A 21,933-nucleotide genomic window follows, 5' to 3' on the forward strand; every position below is an offset into this window, starting at 1 on the left:
TGTTTTGCGGTTACGCTGTGCCATCGCCGACACCGTGAACTTTCGACATGACCGAACCCGCGCTGCTGCCCCGCCCGCAACTTCGCCGCCTGCTGCGCCAGGCCCGCCGAGCCCTGACGCCTGTCCAGCAACGGCAAGCGGCCCTGGGGCTGTACCGGCAACTGGCCCAGCATCCACTGTTCCGCCGCGCCAGGCACATTGCCCTGTACCTGCCCAACGATGGCGAGATCGACCCGCGCCTGCTGCTGCGTGCCGCCCAGCGCCGGGGCAAGGCCACGTACTTGCCAGTGCTCAGCCCGTGGCCGCGGACCAAAATGGTTTTCCAACGCATCCGCCCCGGCGAGCAACTGCATCCCAATCGTTTCCGTATCCTCGAACCCCGGATCAACATTGCCCGGCAACGCAAGGTCTGGGCGCTGGACCTGGTGTTATTGCCGTTGGTGGGGTTTGACGATGCCGGAGGTCGGCTGGGCATGGGCGGCGGCTTCTATGACCGCAGCCTGGCGTACCTGGCGCGGCGCCGGCAGTGGCGCAAACCGACATTGCTGGGGCTGGCCCATGAATGCCAGAAGGTCGACCGGTTGGCACAGGCAAGCTGGGACGTACCGCTACAGGGCACGGTCAGCGACAGGCATTGGTATAGTGCGCGATAGGCGCCGCGGCAATCAGCGGCGCCAGGAAGACGGGTTCAGCGTTTGAACGTGGGCGCGGGCTGGGTAATGTCCATCGGCGCCTCGACCTTGTTGGTCCACAGGCTTTGTGCGTAACCCGTGGTCACGACACCCAGACCGAACAGAATGACCAGAATCCACAACAAATCCGGTTTGCGTTTCATCGATTGCCCCCCTCAAGGCATATCACACACGATGACAGCAGCGGTTTTCTTATTGGCCGTGCAGCAGCGTCAAGCTTGGAAGGCCGGCATTTTGCGGCAACCTGCGGCGACACGCAAACTCTGGCGTCAACCGACTGTCGGTTTGTCATAAAATCGCTGAACTATTTTCAAGCACACCGCCCAGGAGTAGAAATCATGGCCTATTGGCTGATGAAGTCCGAGCCCGACGAGCTCTCCATCCAAGGCCTGGAAAAGCTCAGCCAGGCGCGCTGGGACGGGGTTCGCAACTATCAGGCGCGCAATTTCCTGCGAGCCATGGCCGTCGGCGATGCGTTTTTCTTCTACCACTCCAGTTGCCCCGAGCCGGGCATCGCCGGGATCGGCCGGATCGTCCGCGCAGCCTACCCCGACCCGACCGCACTGGACCCCGACAGCCATTACCACGACCCCAAGGCCAGCCCGGACAAGAACCCCTGGACGGCCATCGACGTGGCTCACGTCGAGACATTTGCCCGGGTGCTGAAGCTCGACTACCTCAAGCAGCAGAGCGCATTGGCCGAGATGCCACTGGTGCAGAAAGGCTCGCGACTGTCGGTGATGCCCGTGACAGCCGAACAATGGGCGGCGGTCATCGGGTTGAAACCCTAGACGACCGTCTTCGCGAGCAGGCTCACGAAAGCCCCGCCCTGGCCCTCAAGCCTTACTGAATGATCAGGTTGTTGAACAACAGATCTTCCACCGTCGGCTTGCCAGTCTCGTCGCTCATCACTTGCTGGGTCTGCTTCAACGCCTCCTGGCGCAGCTTTTCCTTGGCCTCGACGTTGTTCATCGTCTCGACGGTCTGCTGGGCAAACAATGCTACCAACTGGTTGCGAATCAGCGGTTCATTCGCCTTCACCGCCGCGGCAGCCGCATCGCCGGTCACCCGCAGCGCCACGTCAGCCTTGTAGACCTTCAGCTTCGCCGTACCGTCCAGGCCATAGTTGCCCACGAAGGGCGGGCTGAGGGTGATGTAGCTGACCTTCGGCGCCTCGCCTTCCTTCGCTTCCTTGGCCTCTTCGGCCATCACTGCCGCAGGCAGCGCCAGGGCCAGCATCAACACAATCCACGCTTTCACATTCGACTCCTCATCCGGTTTGCGGCCCAGCATACCGACCCGCCGTTCAAGCACAAGCTTATGGCCGGCTATCAGGGCGGGGCATGCTCGTTGACCCGTTGACTCTCACACCTACACTTATCGGCCATCACTCCCAAAGGAATAGCCCTGATGAAAGCCGTGCTGTGCAAAGAATTCGGCCCTGCCGAATCGCTGGTGCTGGAAGACGTCGCCAGCCCCATTGCGAAGAAGAATGAGATCCTGCTGGACGTGCACGCCGCCGGGGTGAATTTCCCTGACACGCTGATCATCGAGGGCAAATACCAATTCAAGCCACCCTTCCCGTTTTCCCCTGGCGGCGAAGCGGCGGGCGTCGTCAGTGCCGTGGGCGAAAAGGTCAGCCATCTGAAGGTCGGCGACCGGGTAATGGCACTGACCGGTTGGGGCAGCTTTGCCGAACAGGTCGCGGTCCCTGGCTACAACGTGTTGCCTATTCCAGCAGCCATGGACTTCAACACCGCTGCCGCCTTCAGCATGACCTACGGCACCTCGATGCACGCCCTCAAGCAACGGGCCCACCTGCAACCCGGCGAAACCTTGCTGGTGCTCGGTGCCTCCGGGGGTGTCGGCCTGGCGGCAGTGGAGATCGGCAAGGCCATGGGCGCACGGGTGATCGCCGCCGCCAGCAGCGCCGAGAAGCTCGCCGTGGCGAAGGCGGCCGGTGCCGACGAACTGATCAACTACAGCGAAGCCAGCCTAAAGGATGAGATCAAGCGCCTCACCGACGGCCAGGGCGCCGACGTGATCTACGACCCGGTGGGTGGCGACCTGTTCGACCAGGCCATTCGCGCCATCGCCTGGAATGGCCGGCTGCTGGTGGTGGGCTTTGCCAGCGGACGCATCCCCGAACTGCCGGTCAACCTGGCCCTGCTCAAGGGCGCCGCCGTCATGGGCGTGTTCTGGGGCTCTTTCGCCCAACGCCAGCCCCAGGACAATGCCGCCAACTTCCAGCAACTGTTTGGCTGGTTCACCGAAGGCAAGCTCAAGCCTCTGGTCTCGCAGGTGTACCCACTGGACAACGCCGCCCAGGCCATCAATGACCTGGCGCAGCGCAAGGCCGTGGGCAAAGTCGTCGTGCAGGTGCGCTGAAGCGCTACTGGCTCACGGCGTTTCGGGCGGCATCGGCGAAGTCGGGATGATCGCTGTGCAGCATCGCGCCCGACTCGACCCGGCCGTCGGCGTGCGCCGTAAAGCCGACCCGGACCGTGCCCGCCACCCCGGCCCTCATCAGCAGCATGGCCCAAAGGCTGAATGGCGAGACGTCCCCTATCAATGAAGGACGTTTCCCATTGCCTTGTCGCGCAGGCTGCGATTCGGGGTGTGAAAACGCCACTGACGAAGCTTCCTACAGCGCCCTTCGACTACGTCTGAGCGACATGTTCATTTAAGAACATTCGATCAGGAAAATTTCCGCTTTTTAAGTGATGAGAAGCAATGCTATTTTCGGTAACGAAACTGTAACATTCACATCCGCATAACAAGAATCCTGGAGCCCTTGAATGTTTGCTTTCTTTCGTCCTGCCGCACACCAGGCGCCCTTGCCTGAAGAAAAGATAGACAGTACCTACCGACGCCTACGCTGGCAGATCTTCGCCGGGATCTTCATCGGCTACGCCGGTTACTACCTGCTGCGCAAGAACTTCTCCCTGGCCATGCCCTACCTGATCGACGAGGGCTACAGCCGAGGCCAACTGGGCCTGGCCATGTCGGCCATCGCCATTGCCTACGGCCTGTCCAAGTTCCTGATGGGCCTGGTGTCCGACCGCTCCAACCCACGCTATTTCCTGCCATTCGGCCTGCTGGTATCGGCGGGGGTGATGTTCATCTTCGGGTTCGCGCCTTGGGCCACGTCCAGCGTGACCATGATGTTCATCCTGCTGTTCATCAACGGCTGGGCCCAGGGCATGGGTTGGCCGCCCAGCGGGCGGACCATGGTGCACTGGTGGTCGCAGAAAGAGCGCGGCGGCGTGGTGTCGGTGTGGAACGTGGCGCACAACGTCGGCGGCGGCCTGATCGGCCCGCTGTTCCTGCTGGGCATGGGCTGGTTCAATGACTGGCACGCCGCGTTCTACGTGCCTGCTGCCGTGGCCCTGGCGGTTGCTGTATTTGCCTTCGTGACCATGCGCGACACCCCGCAATCGGTGGGCCTGCCGCCGATCGAAAAGTACAAGAACGACTACCCGGAAGGCTACGACGCCAGCCACGAGAACGAATTCAGCGCCAAGGAAATCTTCGTCAAGTACGTGCTGCGCAACAAAATGCTCTGGTACATCGCCATGGCCAACGTGTTCGTCTACCTGCTGCGCTATGGCGTGCTGGACTGGGCACCGACGTACCTGAAGGAAGCCAAGGGCTTCACCGTGGATAAAAGCTCCTGGGCCTACTTCTTCTACGAGTGGGCGGGTATTCCCGGCACGCTGCTGTGTGGCTGGATGTCGGACAAGATCTTCCGCGGCAACCGTGGCCTGACAGGCATGGTGTTCATGGCCCTGGTGACCGTGGCCACGCTGGTGTACTGGCTGAACCCGGCCGGCAACCCGACCGTCGACATGATCGCCCTGGTCTCCATCGGCTTCCTGATCTACGGCCCGGTCATGCTGATCGGCTTGCAGGCACTGGAGCTGGCCCCGAAGAAAGCCGCCGGCACCGCCGCAGGCTTTACCGGCCTGTTTGGCTACCTGGGCGGCTCGGTCGCGGCAAGCGCTGCCATGGGCTACACCGTGGACCATTTTGGCTGGAACGGCGGCTTCGTGCTGTTGATCGGTGCCTGCCTGCTGGCCATGGCCTTCCTTGCGCCAACCCTGTGGCACAAGCAAGTCGCCAGTCAGAGTCGCGAAGCGGTCGTCTGATCCTGGGCTGACCTGCAACGCTTGAGCCGCGCCTCCAGATTCCGATCTGGCATGGCGTGGCTGCGCAGGGCGTGGACGGTCTGCTCGACGTAGTCGCGAGTGGTGCCGTAACGACCGCTGGCGCTTTCGAACACCTGGCTCAGCACATGGTCCGGCAAGTTGCCGGCGTAGCTGGGCAGGTGCCGCTCCAGCACGAAGCCCAGGGCCTGCACGCGGCTGCCATCCTCCAGGCGGCAACTGAGCCAGTGAGGCCGATAGGACGGCACCGGCATCTCGCGCTGCCACAGGGCAAACAGCGAATCCTCGAGGTTCTCCTGTGGCAAGCGATACGCGAAGCCGCTGCACGAACCACCGCGATCCAACCCGAACACCAACCCTGGCAACTCCGGGGTGCCGCGATGTTCGTGGGACCACAAGTACAAGCCGCGATGATAACCATGGACCCGGCCACGGACCCGCTCCACCGCCGTGCATTCGGGCCGCCAGATCAAGGAGCCGTAGGCAAACAGCCAGACCGGGCCGCCGCGATGGCGACTCATGGTCGACTGCATCGAGGCGAGCAATTGTTCATGGGTCAGTTGTGCCCCCAGGTCGAGCCGTGGTGGGTACAGAGCGCAGGTTATGGCGGATTCGATAGCGGTCATGGCCGGTAGCGTCTTTCAATAATGGGGCTGGCGCGCGTCAGGGGGATGACGTTTATCCGGAACAAGGCAAGTTGGATGCCATCCAGCGCTATATACGTTATCGGTATCCAGGCGCAAAGGCTAAATACCGAAACGAAATATAGGGGGTCATAAAGCTGTCACGAGGGGGTGGGATGGAGGGCTGCCAGGCAGCCCGGCCGGAGCAGGCGCCCCGCGCTATCAAGCCCGCGGGGCGTAGGCGAACACGTCGGCGCGCATTTGGTGCGCGTCCATCCCGGCTTCCACCAGGGCGTCCAGCGTGGCGTAGATCATCGCCGGCGAGCCACTGGCGTACACGTGCACGCCAGAGAGGTCGCGGATGTCCTCGCAGACGGCTTCGTGAAGCATCCCGCAGCGCCCTTCCCAACCGCACAAGTCGCTGACGACTTTGTGCAGGAACAGATTCGGCAGTTGCTTCCACTCGTCCCAATGCTCAATTTCATAAAAATCGTCCGGTCGGCGCACGCCCCAGTACAGGTGCACCGGATGCTTGAACCCCGTCGCGCGGCAATGCTCGATCAGGCTGTGCATCTGCGCCATGCCGGTTCCAGCGGCGATCAGCACCAATGGGCCGTCCGGCAGCTCGGACAAGTGCGTGTCGCCAAACGGCATTTCCACCGCCACGCTGGGGTTGCGTTGCAATTGTGCAAGCAGCGCCCGCGCACTGCTTTCGCGCACCAGGACATGCAGTTGCAGGTCACGCCCGCCGTGCGGTGCCGAAGCCAGGGAGAACGCCGACTTCTCGCCGTTTTCCCGTTCGAGCATCAAGTACTGCCCGGCGTGGTAGCGCGGCGGCTTGCCTGCCGGTGCACGCAGGCGTACCCGCCAGACATCGCCGCCCACATCGGCGCATTCGCTCACCTGGCACACCAGCTTGCGTACCGGCAGCTCACCCGGCGACAACACGCCATCCCACAGCACCACGCAGTCCTCCAGCGGTTCGGCGATGCAGGTGAAGATCTCACCGTGATCGCGCACCTCGCCCGCTTGCTTCACGCGACCCTCCACCAGCAACGCACCACACACGTGACAGTTGCCGTTGCGGCAGCTTTGCGGACATTCATAGCCCAGGCGCCGCGCGCCATCGAGGATCCGCTCGGCGGGCTGTATGTCCAGGACCGCCCCGGAAGGCTGCAAGGTTACACGCATCAATCTATTCCTAACTGATTCCAGAGGGCATCGATCCGCTGGGTCACGGCTTCATCCTTGACGATCACCCGGCCCCATTCACGAGTGGTTTCACCGGGCCATTTGTGCGTGGCATCGAGCCCCATCTTCGAACCCAGGCCGGACACCGGGGAGGCGAAGTCGAGATAGTCGATCGGCGTGTTCTCGATCATTACCGTGTCGCGCTTGGGGTCCATGCGCGTGGTGATGGCCCAGATCACATCGTTCCAATCCCGCGCATTGATATCGTCGTCGGTGACGATAACGAACTTGGTGTACATGAACTGTCGCAAAAACGACCAGACCCCCAGCATCACGCGCTTGGCGTGCCCCGGATACGACTTCTTCATCGTCACCACGGCCATCCGGTACGAACAGCCTTCCGGCGGCAGGTAGAAGTCGGTGATTTCCGGAAACTGTTTCTGCAGGATCGGCACGAACACTTCATTGAGCGCCACGCCGAGGATCGCCGGCTCATCGGGCGGGCGGCCAGTGTAGGTGCTGTGGTAGATCGGCTTGAGCCGATGGGTGATGCGCTCGACCGTGAAGACCGGGAAGCTGTCCACTTCGTTGTAGTAACCGGTATGGTCGCCGTACGGCCCCTCATCGGCCATCTCGCCGGGGTGGATCACGCCTTCGAGGATGATCTCGGCGGTGGCCGGCACTTGCAGGTCGTTGCCACGGCACTTCACCAGCTCCGTACGGTTGCCGCGCAACAGGCCGGCGAACGCATATTCGGACAGGCTGTCCGGCACCGGCGTGACGGCGCCGAGGATGGTCGCCGGGTCCGCGCCCAGGGCCACTGACACCGGGAAGGGCTGGCCAGGATGCTTATCGCACCACTCACGGTAATCCAGCGCACCGCCGCGGTGGCTCAGCCAGCGCATGATGACCTTGTTGCGACCAATCACCTGCTGGCGATAGATGCCCAGGTTCTGGCGGTCCTTGTTCGGGCCCTTGGTGACGGTCAGGCCCCAGGTGATCAGCGGCCCCACGTCGCCTGGCCAGCAGGTTTGCACCGGGAGCATGGCCAGGTCGACATCGTCGCCCTCGATTACCACTTCCTGGCAGATCGCGTCCTTGACGACCTTGGGCGCCATGGCAATGATCTTGCGGAAGATCGGCAGCTTGGACCAGGCATCCTTCAGGCCCTTGGGCGGCTCGGGTTCCTTGAGAAACGCCAGCAGCTTGCCGATCTCGCGCAACTCGTCGACCGATTCGGCGCCCATGCCCATGGCCACGCGTTCCGGCGTGCCGAACAGGTTGCCCAGCACCGGGATGTCATAGCCCGTTGGGTTCTCGAACAATAACGCCGGGCCCTTGGCCCGCAGCGTGCGGTCGCAGACTTCCGTCATCTCCAGCACCGGAGAGATGGGAACCTGGATGCGTTTCAACTCGCCGCGCTGCTCAAGCTGCTGCACGAAATCCCGAAGATCCTTGAATTTCATTGAGATGCCACCCCGAAAATAGGCGTACATCCTACCTGCTCCAGCGCTCAAACAGCAGCCCGCGCATGCGCGGAGCGCTCAATAATCGGTCGTACCCAGCAGCAAGGGGGCGAACAGCGGGCTCAGGCGGGTACTGCCGATGTCAGACAAATGATCTTCATCCTTGTACTGGGTATGGCCGTTGACCTCAATGCGACACACCTCGCCCGGACACATCATCGGCGCCGGGTCGATGACATGCACACCGGCGTCGGCGGCGCTCATCGACGCGAACAAGGCACTCAAGGCCTGCTGACGCGCCAGGTGCTCCTGAAGCGGACGGCCCAGGCCCTCGGCCGAGCGGCCTGTCCGTGCCAGGCTGGTCAAGCGGCTGATCGTGCCGAGGCGCTGCAGGGGCACTTCCTTGAACAACCAGACTTGCGCCCCCGTGGCCCTGATCGTCGCCACACGGGCCTTGATTGCCGCCGCCATGCGCGCTTCGGCCGTGGCGCGGTCATCCAGGCGGTTGAGCATGTGCTTCTTGTCCCCATCCTCGCGCCCGTAGACGTACAGGCTCCAGTTGGCCGCCAGCACCACATCCCTGATGTGCAGGCGACGCACCTGCTCCATGGTCCGCTCATTGAAATCCCGACAGCGCGGCGAGACGTCAGCGCTCTGCACCGGCGGGCAGCCGCCCATGGCGTAGAGCCACACGGGGCGCCCATCGCGGGTCCCGCAGGCTTGCACCGCTGGCAGCAGCGCCGCCGCATGACTGTCGCCCCAGAATAATTGCGTGGCCGGCAGGTCTTTGTTTGCGCCCAGCAGGCAGGCCTTGTCCGGCTGCGTATCCGAGAAACCGAGCATGCATTCCATCTGTCCGGCCCGCCAATCCCGCGCTTGCGCATATTCCAGCGCCTTGCCCGTGATGCGCTGGGGAAAGCCATCCGCCGATCGCACCACCACACCCGTCACGGCCAGGACGGCCATGGCCACTCCCGCCCCGATCAACACCGACTTGCGCCCGGCCAGCCAACGCTTCTCACGGAACGCAAGCTCGACGAAGCGCCAGCTCAGCCAGGCCAGGCCCAGCGCCAGCAGGATCCAGCCCAATGCCTCCCAAGACTGGATCCCGTCCACGGAAATGGCATTGGCATAGACGTAGACCGGCCAATGCCACAGGTAGAAGGAATAAGACAGCAAGCCCACCCAGACCAGCACTCGTGCGCTCAGCAGGCGCGCGGTCCAGCTCGGCCCCTGGGCACCGGACCAGATCAGTGCGGTGGCGCCGAGTACTGGCAGCAGAGCGGCCCAGCCAGGGAACACCGTGGTCTTGTCGAACGTGAAGATCGCCGCCAGCACGGCGATCAACCCTGCCAGGCCGACCAGTTGATAAACCCATGGGCGCACAGCGTGCCGGGGCGCCGGCCAGACAGCGAGCATCGCCCCACACAGCAGCTCCCAGGCTCGCGTGGGCAGCGAGAAAAAGGCCAGGTCAGGCTTGCGCTCGACATAGCCGATGTTCAGCGCGAAGGACCCCAGCAACACCGCAAACAACACCCAGCGCCAGTGACGCACATGGCGCATCAACAACACCATCAGCAGCGGGAAGAAAATGTAGTACTGCTCTTCGACCGCCAGGGACCAGGTGTGGAGCAACGGCTTGAGGTCCGAGGCTGGCTCGAAATAACCGTCCTCGCGCATGAACAGGATGTTCGACATGAACATCGCCTGATAGCGCACCGCCCTGCCCAACTGCGAGAAGTCCTTGGCCGCCAGCAACAACCAGCCCAGGACCAGGGTTACGAGCATGACCACGCTCAAGGCCGGAAGGATGCGCCGGGCACGCCTTGCCCAGAAGTCGACGAAACTGAAGCGCTGCGAGCTGATCTCGCGGAACAGGATGCCGGTGATCAGGAAGCCGGAAATGACGAAGAAGACATCGACGCCGACGAAACCGCCGCTGAAGGCGCCGAAGCCAAAGTGGAACAGCACGACCGGAATGACGGCCAGCGCCCGCAGGCCGTCGATATCACGGCGGTTGCCAAATACATGCATAACGATCCTTGTCGAGGTGGATACACAGGCGATGATGGGAAAAGAACCTGCAACCGGCAAAAGTTATCCGGTTCGATAAACGCGGTCCAGGCCGCGTGTCGCAAAAAAAAGGCGCCCTGTCCGGGGCGCCTTTTTGGCCGATGCCGTGCTTGTTACTTGCGCTTCATCGACAGGAAGAACTCATCGTTGGTCTTGGTCGTCTTCAGCTTGTCGACCAGGAACTCGATGGCAGCGACTTCATCCATCGGATGCAGCAGCTTGCGCAGGATCCACATGCGTTGCAGCTCGTCGTCGGCGGTCAGCAACTCTTCGCGGCGGGTGCCGGAGCGGTTGATGTTGATGGCCGGGAAGACCCGCTTCTCGGCGATGCGACGATCCAGAGGCAGTTCCATGTTGCCGGTGCCCTTGAACTCCTCGTAGATCACTTCGTCCATCTTCGAACCGGTTTCAACCAGTGCGGTGGCGATGATGGTCAGCGAGCCACCCTCTTCGATGTTGCGCGCGGCACCGAAGAAACGCTTTGGTTTTTCCAGGGCGTGGGCATCGACACCACCGGTCAGCACCTTGCCGGAGCTCGGGATCACGGTGTTGTAGGCACGGGCCAGACGGGTGATGGAGTCCAGCAGGATCACCACGTCCTTCTTGTGTTCGACCAGGCGCTTGGCCTTCTCGATCACCATTTCGGCCACTTGCACGTGACGGGTCGGCGGCTCGTCGAACGTCGAGGCAACCACTTCGCCGCGCACGGTGCGCTGCATCTCGGTCACTTCTTCCGGACGCTCGTCGATCAACAGCACGATCAGGTGAACTTCAGGGTTGTTGCGGGCGATGTTCGCCGCGATGTTCTGCAGCATGATCGTCTTGCCCGCTTTCGGCGGAGCCACGATCAGGCCGCGCTGGCCCTTGCCGATCGGTGCGCACAGGTCGATGACACGACCGGTGAGGTCTTCGGTGGAGCCGTTGCCGGCTTCCATCTTCATGCGCACGGTCGGGAACAGTGGGGTCAGGTTCTCGAACAGAATCTTGTTCTTTGCGTTTTCCGGACGGTCGAAGTTGATGGTGTCGACCTTGAGCAGCGCGAAATAACGCTCGCCTTCCTTCGGAGGGCGGATCTTGCCAACGATGGTGTCACCGGTGCGCAGGTTGAAGCGACGGATCTGGCTCGGCGAGACGTAGATATCGTCTGGGCCGGCGAGATAGGAAGCATCTGCGGAGCGGAGGAAGCCGAAGCCGTCCTGGAGAATCTCCAGCACGCCATCACCGGAGATTTCCTCGCCGCTTTTAGCGTGCTTCTTGAGCAGGGAGAAAATCACGTCCTGCTTGCGCGAACGGGCCATATTTTCTATGCCCATCTGTTCGGCCAATTCGAGCAGTTCGGTAATCGGCTTTTGCTTGAGTTCAGTCAGATTCATATAGGAATGACGTAATCATTTATGGAGGGGGGAAATTAAGCTTTTGGCTTAATGAGGCCGCGCCGCAGAGAAGGCGACAGGATCGCGTACTTAATCGAAAGGAGAGCGTCGGCGACGGCTTGCAGGGGGCACAGGAGAAACCAGTGCGGGGCCGAATGTAACACCTGGGTTTGCGAGCGTCTAGCCCCGAATAACGAAAAAGCCCCGCGATTTGCGGGGCTTTTTCAATGGCATTCGACGCTTAGATGTTGGCGTCGAGGAAAGCCGCCAGTTGCGATTTCGACAGCGCACCTACCTTGGTCGCCTCGACGTTGCCGTTCTTGAACAGCATCAGGGTCGGGATACCACGCACGCCGTGCTTGGCCGGAGTCTCCTGGTTTTCGTCGATGTTCAGCTTGGCAACGGTCAGCTTGCCTTTATACGTCTCGGCAATTTCGTCCAGGACCGGGGCGATCATTTTGCACGGACCGCACCACTCAGCCCAATAGTCGACCAGTACGAAGCCTTCGGCCTTGAGTACGTCAGCCTCGAAGCTAGCGTCGCTAACGTGTTTGATCAGATCGCTGCTCATGGAAATCTCCGGGGTTGTCAGCAAAAAAACGTGGCCCATCATAGCGGCCCTTCCCGGGTTCAGGAAGCCGCAGTTGATTGAGTCTCGCTATGGCGGTCGATGGCTTTGGGTATGGTCGAGGTCATGAAGCCGCGGGGGCGACGAAGGAAATCCCGGTACGCAGTGCGGCGTTACGTACATGTTCCTGCATGGCTTTTTGCGCAGCGCCTGAAGCCCGACGAGCCAGGGCGCGAAGGATCTTGCGATGCTCCTGCCAGGTTTCCATCGCCCGCTCGGCCCTGATGAACGGTAGTTTCTGGCTTTCCAGGAAGATGTCGGCGCTAGCGGTGAGAATGCTCAGCATCGCCTGATTGCCGCTGGCCAACAGGATTCGTCGATGAAATTCGAAATCCAGCCGCGCGGCGGCGTCGAAATCGCCAATCTTCAATTCCCGTCGCATGGCTTCGACATTGTCTTGCAGCATGTCCAGCTCATTGGCGCTGAGCGTCACCGCCGCCAACCCCGCCGCGAAACCCTCCAGAGCGTAGCGCAACTGGAAGATATCCACCGGCGTGGCCTGGGCCGCGAACGGCCAGCCCGGCGCCGATTCGCTGCGTGAAGCCTCTAGCGGTGCCTGCACGAAGACCCCTTTGCCCGGCTGCACGCTGATCATGCCCAGGGCACTGAGGGATGACAGCGCTTCGCGCAGCGACGCCCGACTCACCCCCAATTGCAGCGCCAGCTCCCGTTGCGACGGCAACGCATCGCCCGGCCCGAAGCCTTCATCGACGATCAGTTTGCGGATGGCTTGCAGGGCCACTTCAGGAACGGCGCGAGCGATGGAATTCATGATTTTTAAGACGAACCGGGCCAGTGAGCGGCTAGTTGTAAAGCTATTCGCCGCGCCCGGCAAGTCGTGCCCCAGCAGGGTTCGGCGACAAATACCGACGCCCGATAACGGTGCGAAAAACACCACGACTGTTCAGACCAGTAAGACCGCTTCCCACCAGCAAAACCGCGGCCTGGGCGGCTGAAAAGTCGCCTTGGCATGGCCTGTGCTCTGTCCGAACGCAGAAATCACATCACCGATTGCGGAGATTCGCCATGATTCAGCGTTGCAGCGCCCTGCTCACAGCTCTGTTTGCCAGCCTGATGCTCTGCCAGCTACCCGCCCACGCCGACGGCCTGGAAGACGTGGTCAAGCGGGGCACCCTCAAGGTCGCCGTGCCGCAGGACTTCCCGCCGTTCGGTTCGGTGGGCCCGGACATGAAGCCCCGTGGCCTGGACATCGACACCGCCAAGCTGCTGGCCGACCAGCTCAAGGTCAAGCTGGAACTGACCCCGGTCAACAGCACCAACCGTATTCCGTTCCTGACCACCGGCAAGGTCGACCTGGTGATTTCCAGCCTCGGCAAGAACCCTGAACGCGAGAAGGTCATCGATTTCTCCAGCGCCTATGCGCCGTTCTACCTGGCGGTGTTCGGCCCACCCGATGCGCCGATCAATGGCCTGGATGACCTCAAGGGCAAGACCATCAGCGTCACCCGTGGCGCCATCGAAGACATCGAGCTCACCAAGGTCGCGCCCGAAGGCACCACCATCAAGCGCTTCGAAGACAACAACTCGACCATCGCCGCCTACCTGGCCGGCCAGGTGGACCTGATCGCCAGCGGTAACGTGGTGATGGTCGCCATCAGCGAACGCAACCCCAAGCGGGTCCCGGCCTTGAAAGTCAAACTCAAGGACTCCCCGGTGTACGTGGGCGTGAACAAGAACGAGCCGGCGTTGCTGGACAAGGTCAACCAGATCCTCGCCACCGCCAAGACCGATGGCAGCCTGGAGAAAAACGCCCAGACCTGGCTCAAGCAGCCGCTGCCGGCCGATCTCTGATCGTCGCCTGAGAGACTGAGCATGGCTTATCAGTTCGATTTTCTGCCAGTGGTGCAAAACACTGAGTTGCTGGTGCGCGGCGCCCTGTTCACCCTGGAACTGACGGCCATCGGTGCCTTGCTCGGGGTCGGCCTGGGCATCGTCGGGGCCGTGGTGCGGGCGTGGAACATTCGCCCGTTCGCGGCGATCTTCGGCGTATACGTGGAGTTGATCCGCAACACGCCGTTCCTGGTGCAGCTGTTTTTTATCTTCTTCGGTTTGCCGTCCCTGGGCCTGCAGATTTCCGAATGGCAGGCGGCGGTGCTGGCGATGGTGATCAACCTCGGCGCCTATTCCACCGAGATCATCCGCGCCGGCATCCAGGCGATCCCGAAGGGGCAACTGGAAGCGGCCGCGGCCCTGGCCATGAGCCGCTTCGAAGCGTTCCGGCACGTGGTGTTGCTGCCGGCGCTGGGCAAAGTCTGGCCAGCCCTGAGCAGCCAGATCATCATCGTGATGCTCGGCTCGGCGGTGTGTTCGCAGATCGCCACCGAAGAGCTGAGCTTTGCTGCCAACTTCATTCAGTCGCGCAACTTTCGCGCCTTCGAAACCTACGCCCTGACGACCCTGGTGTACCTGTGCATGGCGCTGTTGATCCGCCAGTTCCTGAACTGGGTCGGCCGCCAGTGCCTGTACCGGAACAGCGCGGGGGGCCGGCCATGAGTGACTTCACGTTCTGGGACGTGGTGCGCAACCTGCTCACCGGCCTGCAATGGACCCTGGCGCTGTCGCTGGTGGCGTTCATCGGGGGCGGCGTGATCGGCTTGCTGGTCATGGTGCTGCGCATTTCCGGAAACGCGCTGCCGCGCAACATCGCCCGTACCTACATCGAACTCTTCCAAGGCACACCGCTGTTGATGCAGCTGTTCCTGGTGTTCTTCGGCGTGGCCCTGGCCGGGGTGGAGATTTCGCCGTGGATGGCGGCGGCGATCGCCTTGACACTGTTCACCAGCGCCTACCTGGCGGAGATCTGGCGCGGCTGCGTCGAGGCAATCCCCAATGGCCAGTGGGAAGCGTCTTCGAGCCTGGCCCTCAACCGCCTGGAGCAGTTGCGCTACGTGATCCTGCCACAGGCTCTGCGCATTGCCGTGGCGCCGACCGTGGGCTTTTCGGTGCAGGTGGTCAAGGGCACCGCCGTCACCTCGATCATCGGCTTCACCGAACTGACCAAGACCGGTGGGATGCTCGCCAACGCCACGTTCGAGCCGTTCATGGTGTATGGCCTGGTGGCCCTCGGTTATTTCCTGCTCTGCTACCCCTTGTCCCTCAGTGCGCGCTACCTGGAAAGGAGACTGCATGCCTCTGCTTAGAATATCCGCCCTGCATAAGTACTACGGCGATCACCACGTGCTCAAGGGCATCGACCTGAGTGTCGAGGAAGGCCAGGTGGTGGCGATCATCGGTCGCAGCGGCTCGGGCAAATCCACCTTGCTGCGCACGCTCAACGGCCTGGAGTCGATCAACGATGGCGTGATCGAAGTGGACGGCGAATACCTCGATGCGGCCCGCGCCGATCTGCGCAGCCTGCGGCAGAAAGTCGGCATGGTGTTCCAGCAATTCAACCTATTCCCGCACCTGACGGTCGGCGAGAACGTGATGCTCGCGCCTCAGGTCGTCCAGAAAGTGCCCAAGGCCAAGGCGGCCGAACTGGCGCGCCAGATGCTCGAACGGGTCGGCCTCGGCGAAAAATTCGATGCGTTCCCGGAACGCTTGTCCGGCGGCCAGCAGCAACGGGTCGCGATCGCCCGTGCCCTGGCGATGTCGCCGAAAGTGCTGCTGTGCGATGAGATCACCTCGGCCCTGGACCCGGAGCTGGTCAACGAAGTGCTCAGCGTGGTGCGGCAACTGGCCCAGGAGGGCATGACGCTGATCATGGTCACCCACGAGATGCGTTTTGCCCGGGAGGTCGGCGACAAACTGGTGTTCATGCACCAGGGCAAGGTGCATGAGGTGGGCGATCCCAAGGTGTTGTTCGCCGCTCCGCAGACGGCGGAGCTGGCGAATTTCATCGGCACCGTGGAACCGGCCGCCTGACGTTCAGGGCTGCGGCACGAGCTCGAAGCGCCCGCGGCCATCGATCGACGTCTCATCACGGACCCGGGCCGCACTGGCGGGCAAGTAGGTCTCGATCTCGACCTGCGCGGAAAACATCCGCCCCCGGACAGGCCCTCCGCCCTGCCGGGCAACCAGTGTCTGTCCGGGCAATAGACGGCTGCCCTGCTCCAGGGTGCGGGCACGCCCCTGGAACAGCTCGACAGCCTGCCCGTCCAGCCGGGGCCGCGTGAGGCTGATCGTGAAATGACCGTGGAGCCCCAGGCTGAAGGCCTCGGGCCCGGCCCCAGGGCTGTCGAAACGCAAGGCCATCGTGTTGGGCTCGGCACAGACCACATTCAGGTTCAAGGTTCGCTTGCCCAGCGCCAGCTCTGCCTGGCCCGGCTGCTCGACCAGCAGTTGGCCTTGGTGCAGGCGGCCATAATCGAGCCGGTCCTGGCTCAGCGACACGCTGCATTGCTCAGCCTTCGCTGGGTTCGCCAACAGCAGACCCAGGCAACACAGGCTCCTCGCTAGAAGCCATTGCCTCGGATGCCGAAAAGTCGCGACAGACCGCCGAAGCGGTCTCATAAGGGAGGTCTTCATCATTGTTTTCCATGAATTCGAATTGAAGCTGGCACGTCCTGGAGCCGGACAACGCAACTTTCAGGGCCTGCTGCTCATTGATATCGCTGAGGAAAATCAGGCCTTCGCCGGCCACGCTGGTCAGGAAGTCGTCATTGGTCGTCAGCACCGAGACGCCCTGTGGAAGTGCCGCGCCGCTTTCGTCACGGGCCTGGACCAGCAGCCGGCGCACGTTGAGCACGGAGAAATCGACGGCATTGAACGAGCCACGCCCGGCGCTCAGCACCTTGGTGCCATTCTGGATGTCCACGCGTCTGGGCAGTGACCGGGTGTCCACCTCGACACGACTGTTGTTGTAGGCAGGCAAGCTGGCAATCACCGCCCGGCCCTGCGAGTCGGTCCATACCGGGCCTTGCGGCGTGTTGATCCGGGCTCCGGGAACGCCTTCCACAGATACGACGCCGAACGTTTCCTGGATTCGGTAAGGAGAAAAGGTCACCCCTTGCCCATGGGCGACGACGCCCCCCCTGAGATAACCGTTGTAATGCGTGCTGAAACGGTCCTGGCTGGCGCCGAGCCCGACCTGGGTGTAGCGCGGCAAGGCGTTGAGACTGCCGCGTGTCTGGGAGTTCGGATGGTTCAGCCCTTGCTCGCGCCCCACTTCATAGTTGAGAGAGTCGCTTATGCGCTCACTGTAGGCAGCTCCCAGGGTGGAACGGCTGCCCTGATGGGTCAGAGACGAACGAGCGCGTCGGTCCCTGCCCAGCGGCACGCTGACCTGCAGGCGGACCGATACGCCATCGTCGTAGGCGCTTGACGTGCCCATTGCCGAGTCAATGTAGGCACTCACATTGGCGTGCTTGAACGATTTGTTCCACGAGCCGTACAAGCGTGCATACGTCTGGTTATCGAACTGCGATGACTGCGTGTAACCCAGCGAGAAACCACCCAGCGCCGGATCGAACCAGTTGAGCCCAGCCGTGTACTGGTCCTTGAAACGCGACGCGTAGAAGTCCTGCCGATCGTCCTCCTTGCCGACGGAGTGGAGCTGCGAGACCTCGCGATACCCTAGCGTCTGCCGGGTCACGCTGAGTGACAGGTCAAGGCTGTCAGCCAATGAGGTGCCCAGCGAAAGACTGCTACGCGCGCCCGACCTGCCGCTGGCCTTGTCATGGGAGACGTTGCCCCGCGCGCCGAGCGCGAGATTGTCCATGGGGCGCGTGTCGAGCCCGAGGCCCACCGCCTGATAATTCTGCGCCCCCACCAAACCGCTGCTCAACGCCGCGCCGCGCCCGATGCCCCAGGTTGCGCTGCCCATCGCCAGCAACGGCTGCTCACCTTTCCCCTTCCCCGCCCCACGCGCCTGGCCCAGGGAGAGGTAATAGCCCGACTGAGCGGGCGTCATGCCGCGAAAAGACGCCGCCGGCACGACAAAACGCTGCTCTGCGCCGTTTTCTTCGATCACGCTCACGTCAAGATCACTGGTGCCGTTGAGCAGCGGCAAGTGGCTGAGGGTGAAGGGGCCTTCCGGAACCAGTGTCGTATAAATCAACGCACCGGACTGGCGGACCTCCACACGGGACTGGCTCAGGGCCAACCCTTGCACCACGGCCCCGCCAGAACCCTCGCCGCGCTTGACGCCGTCGGGGAAAAACTGGAAACCGGAAAACTGCACCCCTCCGAACACCGGGCTGTTGCTGGAAAGCTGCCCGGCCTGGAAGGTGGATTGCAACGCCAGGACGTCGCGCTGGGCATAGGCGTACAGGTGCTCGCTGCGTTGCACCCCGTTGATCGAGGTGTAGAGCTGGCGACTGCGCACGATCCAGTCCCCCAGGTTGACGCCAGCCTCCGTGGCCGCGGACAGATAGCGGTTGCCACCGCCCGAGCTCGATTGGCTATCCAGGCCCAACACATCGTAATTGAGCAGGCCGGCCAGGCCGCCCTGGGAAAAGGCGCCTTCGGCGAATCCCGGTTCTCGCAATGCCTCGCTCGGCACCACCAACGCAACCTCTTCGCGACCGGGAAGCAGGCTGACGACCGTGTTGGGGAACCGCGCCAGGAAATCATGGCAGGCCTGGTCGCCCACCCCTGCCCCGTCAATGATCGCGGCAGGCACTTGCACGCCGGCCTTTTCAAGCAGGCTGCGGGTGAAGCACAACGCGCCTTCGCGATCGAACCACGCCTCGGTCAAGCCCAGCGGATTGCCGTTGACCCGCAGGCTGACCACCTGTGCCCCCTCATGGAAACGTGGCGTGGCCCGCAAGTAATCCGAAACGCGAGGATCGATCCCTCGGGACGAGAGAATCGAGGTATCGAACTGGGCAAATGAGCGGTCGGTGGAGCCTTGATCCTGCGCGTGCACCTGGCTACTGGCGCTCCAGCAGATCACTGCGGACAAGGCCAGGCCATGCGACCAGCGGGCGCTGCCCGTTCCCGCGACCCCCCATTGACCATCACCGCTGCGCAGGCCAGGGCATGGCGTGGCATGCATGAGCATCATCATCGACTCACGACCGGCGCATCGAAGTTGCCAATCGCAAACCCATACAATGTCGCAGGCTGGATCGTGACCGACGTGACGGCGGACACGGGCGCCTTGAGCTCGGCCGTCAAGGTTTCGCCCGGCAAGACGTAAGTGCGCGGCAGGGCCACAGAGGCGTTGGCCGGGTTCAACTGCACCCGCTCAGACAAACGCACGACGTAGGGGCTGTCGTTCTGGACCGCCAGGTTTTCGCCCTCGACGGTCCATTTCAAGAGCTCCCACGGTGCCGAATGCCGAGGCAAGCCCTTGGGATGAATGATCAGCGGCAGGTTATGCCGGATGTTGATCCCGACGGTGGCCCCGCCGTCGAGCTTCTTCTGAGGAATCCCTTCGAAGGTGACACGCTTGTAGCGCTGGGTCTTGAGCGGTTCCGTGAACGCCCCAACCAGACGGATCAACTGCGTTTGCCCGGCGTCGACCCGCACCACCGGCTGCGTCACGATCACCGACAGCTCGGGGTCTTCGGGGATGTGTTCGACTTTCGAATGCAGCAGCGTCGGGCCGGCATCCGTATTGGTGACGTTGATATGGGCCTGGCCATGCTCTTCATAAAAAATGACCACCGTGGTTTCCGGCTGCATGCCGGCCGCCATGGCCGGCCCCGCTGCACAGCAGCCCAGGCACAGCACTGCTCGCAGGGTCGATCCAAGTTTCATTGAGAAATCCAACACACACGCTCTCCCACCACGAAACGACGTTCGTGGAGCGATCTATAGGGTTTGAATAATCGGGCTCGAAACGGCCACATCCAGATGCCGGACCTGATCGTCCACATCCATCGACGGCGCAGAGCCCATGTGCCTGCAAGGAGCCAGCCCCTGGAACGGGGCTGGCCGTTTCATCAGATGTAAGTCAACTCCAGCGTTGCACTGCCATCTATTTGCAGGTCTTCGCGCACAACCAGTTCAGTCGTATTGTTGATCGCCGCCTCGATTTCCAACTCGCCGGAGACCGTTGTCAAAAGGTGGGGAGTTGTGGCACTGCTCGTAGACCACGAGAGCATGTAACTGGGCACGCTGCGCAAAAAGTTCCCAGCGTTGATCCAGCCGCCTGACCCCACTGCGGACAAGATCGTCTTGAAGTCCGTGTCCCCGTCTACGGAATAGTTACGAACATGCAGGCTGAAGGCACCAATTTTCTCGCCGTCGGCGTTCGCGCCCAGGCCGAAACTATTTTGTGGATAAGCAAGACCTGGATCGATGACCTCCATGGCTTCATGCTTTTTGCTAGCCGCCCGGTTATCGTTGGCGGTCAAACCGACAAGCGTCGGCCCGTCACAGACGATGGTGAATGCCGTATTCAGCTTGCTCAACTTTGTGTAATTGACCGGGCTCAAGTCCTTGACGCTGATTCGCCCATAATCGACAGCCGTCGTAGGAATATTCAGAGAGCAACTGCCCGGAACAATGCTACCTGTCACTTGCAAATCAGCCGCCTGGGCATGAGTGCACGCCAGAACGAGAACAGCGACTGCGGCCAGTCCAAACTTATTCTTCATATCAATTCCCTTAAAATCACATCAGCTTGATGTCAGTCATGCAACATCGACACTTCAACGATGCAACAACTAACTTCACGGCGAAATTGCCGGGCGAAAGTATCTGGAAAAAGCCCCTAAAGATAAGCAGGAAACATCATCATGAATCGTAGGAAACTTCTACCAACTACAAAACCATAGAAACTTTCCTACATAAATATCTTATAGATAACCGTTGCCCGCCAGAAACTCAGCCGCACCCGTTGGTGGCCATCATCGTTCATGCAGCATCAGAGCAGGTGTAGACCAGCCCTGTTCCCTTTGGGCAATACGCTTCAACGCAAACCCTGCAAAGAACCAGCCCCGGAAGCGGGACTGGAATTGACGTCAAATGTAGGTCAGTTCTAGCGTCGCATTTCCATCGATCTGGAGATCGTCGCTCACCACAAGCTCAGTCGTATTGTTGATTGCCGCTTCGATCTGGAACTCACCCGTGACCGTTGTCAGAAGGTGCGGGCTTCTGGCCCCAATAGCCGACCAAGTGAGAATACGATCAGGTTTACTCCGCATAATGTCATCTGCCTCGAACCAGGTATTACCCGCTTGCGAGATGGTTTCGAAATCGGTGCTCCCATCCACGGAATAGTTACGAACATGCAGGCTGAAGGCACCGATCTTTCCACCATCGGCGCTGGCGCCCAACCCAAAGCAGTTGATTGGCAAGGCTAACCAGGGATCGATCACCGTCATTGCCATGTGCTCTTTGCTGGCGGCCCGATTATCGGCAGCACTCAACCCCACCAGGGTCGGGCCGTCACAGGTAATGTTAAACGGCGTACTCAACTTGCCCAGCCTTGTGTAATTGACGGGGCTCAGATCATTGGCACTGATTCGCCCATAATCGACAGCCAAAGTAGGAATATTCAGAGAGCAACTGCCCGGGGAAATATTGCCCGTCACCTGCAAATCAGCCGCTTGCACGGAAGTGCAGGCCAAAGCGATTACAGCGACTGCCGCCAACGCAAAACTATTTTTCATTTCCGCTTCCTTCAAACATCATCAACTTGATGTCAATCCTGCAACGCCCGGAACTTCCTTATTCCAGCCACATGTAAACATTTTGTGGAGTTTCATCCTGAATTTGAGAAGAGGCCACAACTGCATCACGGCGAAATTGCCGGGCGAAAGTATCGAAAAAAAACCCTTAAAGATAAGCAGGAAACATCATCGCCAAT

At 61.6% G+C, this 21,933-nt stretch carries 22 protein-coding genes; 8 read left to right on the plus strand and 14 right to left on the minus strand.

The genetic code is table 11. The annotated features are described in order from the left end of the window. Positions 1-47: 47 nt before the first annotated feature. Positions 48-653: a 5-formyltetrahydrofolate cyclo-ligase gene (locus V3H56_RS26255; protein ID WP_338474019.1), complete on the plus strand. Its 606-nt coding sequence runs from the start codon at positions 48-50 to the stop codon at positions 651-653. A 35-nt stretch (positions 654-688) separates the two neighbouring features. Here the strand turns inward: V3H56_RS26255 and V3H56_RS26260 are convergent, their stop codons facing one another. Next, complete coding sequence (locus V3H56_RS26260) at positions 689-835, minus strand: hypothetical protein (RefSeq protein WP_172679762.1); 147 nt, start codon at positions 833-835, stop codon at positions 689-691. 195 nt (positions 836-1,030) lie between these two features. On the opposite strand from V3H56_RS26260, the gene V3H56_RS26265 reads away from it, so the two are divergent. Further along, positions 1,031-1,483 (plus strand): EVE domain-containing protein, encoded by a 453-nt coding sequence (locus tag V3H56_RS26265; RefSeq protein ID WP_042731578.1) that lies wholly within the window; start codon positions 1,031-1,033, stop codon positions 1,481-1,483. Positions 1,484-1,535: 52 nt separating this feature from the next. Here the strand turns inward: V3H56_RS26265 and V3H56_RS26270 are convergent, their stop codons facing one another. Beyond that, positions 1,536-1,952, minus strand: a complete 417-nt coding sequence (locus V3H56_RS26270) for a flagellar basal body-associated protein FliL (protein WP_042731586.1) — start codon at positions 1,950-1,952, stop codon at positions 1,536-1,538. Positions 1,953-2,102: 150 nt separating this feature from the next. Here V3H56_RS26270 and V3H56_RS26275 point away from each other — a divergent pair, with 150 nt between their 5' ends. Next, on the plus strand, positions 2,103-3,080 hold the full coding sequence (locus V3H56_RS26275; protein WP_042731577.1) for an NADPH:quinone oxidoreductase family protein: 978 nt from the start codon (positions 2,103-2,105) through the stop codon (positions 3,078-3,080). A 410-nt stretch (positions 3,081-3,490) separates the two neighbouring features. Beyond that, positions 3,491-4,840, plus strand: a complete 1,350-nt coding sequence (glpT, locus tag V3H56_RS26280) for a glycerol-3-phosphate transporter (RefSeq protein WP_047735806.1) — start codon at positions 3,491-3,493, stop codon at positions 4,838-4,840. On the opposite strand, the gene V3H56_RS26285 is transcribed toward glpT, so the two are convergent. The 7 genes from V3H56_RS26285 to V3H56_RS26315 all read right to left on the minus strand — a co-directional run bounded on the left by V3H56_RS26285 (position 4,816) and on the right by V3H56_RS26315 (position 12,984). Continuing rightward, positions 4,816-5,484, minus strand: a complete 669-nt coding sequence (locus V3H56_RS26285; RefSeq protein ID WP_047735805.1) for a gamma-glutamylcyclotransferase — start codon at positions 5,482-5,484, stop codon at positions 4,816-4,818. The genes glpT and V3H56_RS26285 overlap by 25 nt on opposite strands. Positions 5,485-5,703: 219 nt before the next feature. Beyond that, the gene (locus V3H56_RS26290; RefSeq protein ID WP_047735804.1) at positions 5,704-6,672 is read right to left on the minus strand and encodes a CDP-6-deoxy-delta-3,4-glucoseen reductase; all 969 of its coding nucleotides are present in this window, start codon (positions 6,670-6,672) and stop codon (positions 5,704-5,706) included. After that, entirely contained in the window at positions 6,672-8,138 is a 1,467-nt protein-coding gene (ubiD, locus tag V3H56_RS26295; RefSeq protein WP_042732143.1) for a 4-hydroxy-3-polyprenylbenzoate decarboxylase, read from the minus strand. The genes V3H56_RS26290 and ubiD overlap by 1 nt, the downstream gene beginning before the upstream one ends. Before the next feature lie 78 nt (positions 8,139-8,216). After that, complete coding sequence (locus tag V3H56_RS26300) at positions 8,217-10,172, minus strand: acyltransferase family protein (protein ID WP_047735803.1); 1,956 nt, start codon at positions 10,170-10,172, stop codon at positions 8,217-8,219. Between the two features lie 152 nt (positions 10,173-10,324). Then, positions 10,325-11,584, minus strand: a complete 1,260-nt coding sequence (gene rho / locus V3H56_RS26305; protein ID WP_003206716.1) for a transcription termination factor Rho — start codon at positions 11,582-11,584, stop codon at positions 10,325-10,327. A gap of 241 nt (positions 11,585-11,825) precedes the next feature. Then, entirely contained in the window at positions 11,826-12,155 is a 330-nt protein-coding gene (gene trxA / locus V3H56_RS26310) for a thioredoxin TrxA (RefSeq protein WP_042730928.1), read from the minus strand. Between the two features lie 121 nt (positions 12,156-12,276). Beyond that, on the minus strand, positions 12,277-12,984 hold the full coding sequence (locus tag V3H56_RS26315; RefSeq protein WP_047735802.1) for a FadR/GntR family transcriptional regulator: 708 nt from the start codon (positions 12,982-12,984) through the stop codon (positions 12,277-12,279). 254 nt (positions 12,985-13,238) lie between these two features. Between V3H56_RS26315 and V3H56_RS26320 the strand changes: the two genes are divergently transcribed. The 4 genes from V3H56_RS26320 to V3H56_RS26335 are packed head-to-tail and all read left to right on the plus strand — an operon-like array spanning position 13,239 to position 16,097. Next, on the plus strand, positions 13,239-14,024 hold the full coding sequence (locus V3H56_RS26320; protein WP_042730923.1) for a transporter substrate-binding domain-containing protein: 786 nt from the start codon (positions 13,239-13,241) through the stop codon (positions 14,022-14,024). Positions 14,025-14,045: 21 nt separating this feature from the next. Further along, positions 14,046-14,726, plus strand: a complete 681-nt coding sequence (locus V3H56_RS26325; RefSeq protein WP_338474020.1) for an amino acid ABC transporter permease — start codon at positions 14,046-14,048, stop codon at positions 14,724-14,726. Continuing rightward, complete coding sequence (locus V3H56_RS26330) at positions 14,723-15,373, plus strand: amino acid ABC transporter permease (protein ID WP_338474021.1); 651 nt, start codon at positions 14,723-14,725, stop codon at positions 15,371-15,373. Before V3H56_RS26325 ends, V3H56_RS26330 begins: the two co-directional genes overlap by 4 nt. Then, on the plus strand, positions 15,360-16,097 hold the full coding sequence (locus V3H56_RS26335; protein WP_042730920.1) for an amino acid ABC transporter ATP-binding protein: 738 nt from the start codon (positions 15,360-15,362) through the stop codon (positions 16,095-16,097). The genes V3H56_RS26330 and V3H56_RS26335 overlap by 14 nt, the downstream gene beginning before the upstream one ends. A gap of 3 nt (positions 16,098-16,100) precedes the next feature. On the opposite strand, the gene V3H56_RS26340 is transcribed toward V3H56_RS26335, so the two are convergent. The 5 genes from V3H56_RS26340 to V3H56_RS26360 form a co-directional block, all read right to left on the minus strand. After that, a complete protein-coding gene (locus V3H56_RS26340; RefSeq protein WP_221178968.1) occupies positions 16,101-16,565 on the minus strand; it encodes a hypothetical protein in 465 nt (154 codons plus the stop codon). Positions 16,566-16,575: 10 nt separating this feature from the next. Then, entirely contained in the window at positions 16,576-19,179 is a 2,604-nt protein-coding gene (locus V3H56_RS26345; protein WP_338474022.1) for a fimbria/pilus outer membrane usher protein, read from the minus strand. Continuing rightward, a complete protein-coding gene (locus tag V3H56_RS26350) occupies positions 19,179-19,877 on the minus strand; it encodes a fimbria/pilus chaperone family protein (protein WP_080922107.1) in 699 nt (232 codons plus the stop codon). Before V3H56_RS26350 ends, V3H56_RS26345 begins: the two co-directional genes overlap by 1 nt. A gap of 185 nt (positions 19,878-20,062) precedes the next feature. Then, positions 20,063-20,719 (minus strand): DUF1120 domain-containing protein, encoded by a 657-nt coding sequence (locus tag V3H56_RS26355; protein ID WP_042730918.1) that lies wholly within the window; start codon positions 20,717-20,719, stop codon positions 20,063-20,065. Positions 20,720-21,085: 366 nt separating this feature from the next. Further along, on the minus strand, positions 21,086-21,736 hold the full coding sequence (locus V3H56_RS26360) for a DUF1120 domain-containing protein (protein WP_042730917.1): 651 nt from the start codon (positions 21,734-21,736) through the stop codon (positions 21,086-21,088). Between the last annotated feature and the right edge of the window lie 197 nt (positions 21,737-21,933).

Source organism: Pseudomonas sp. MS646, from assembly GCF_036693845.1.
Classification (GTDB): domain Bacteria; phylum Pseudomonadota; class Gammaproteobacteria; order Pseudomonadales; family Pseudomonadaceae; genus Aquipseudomonas; species Aquipseudomonas chlororaphis_E.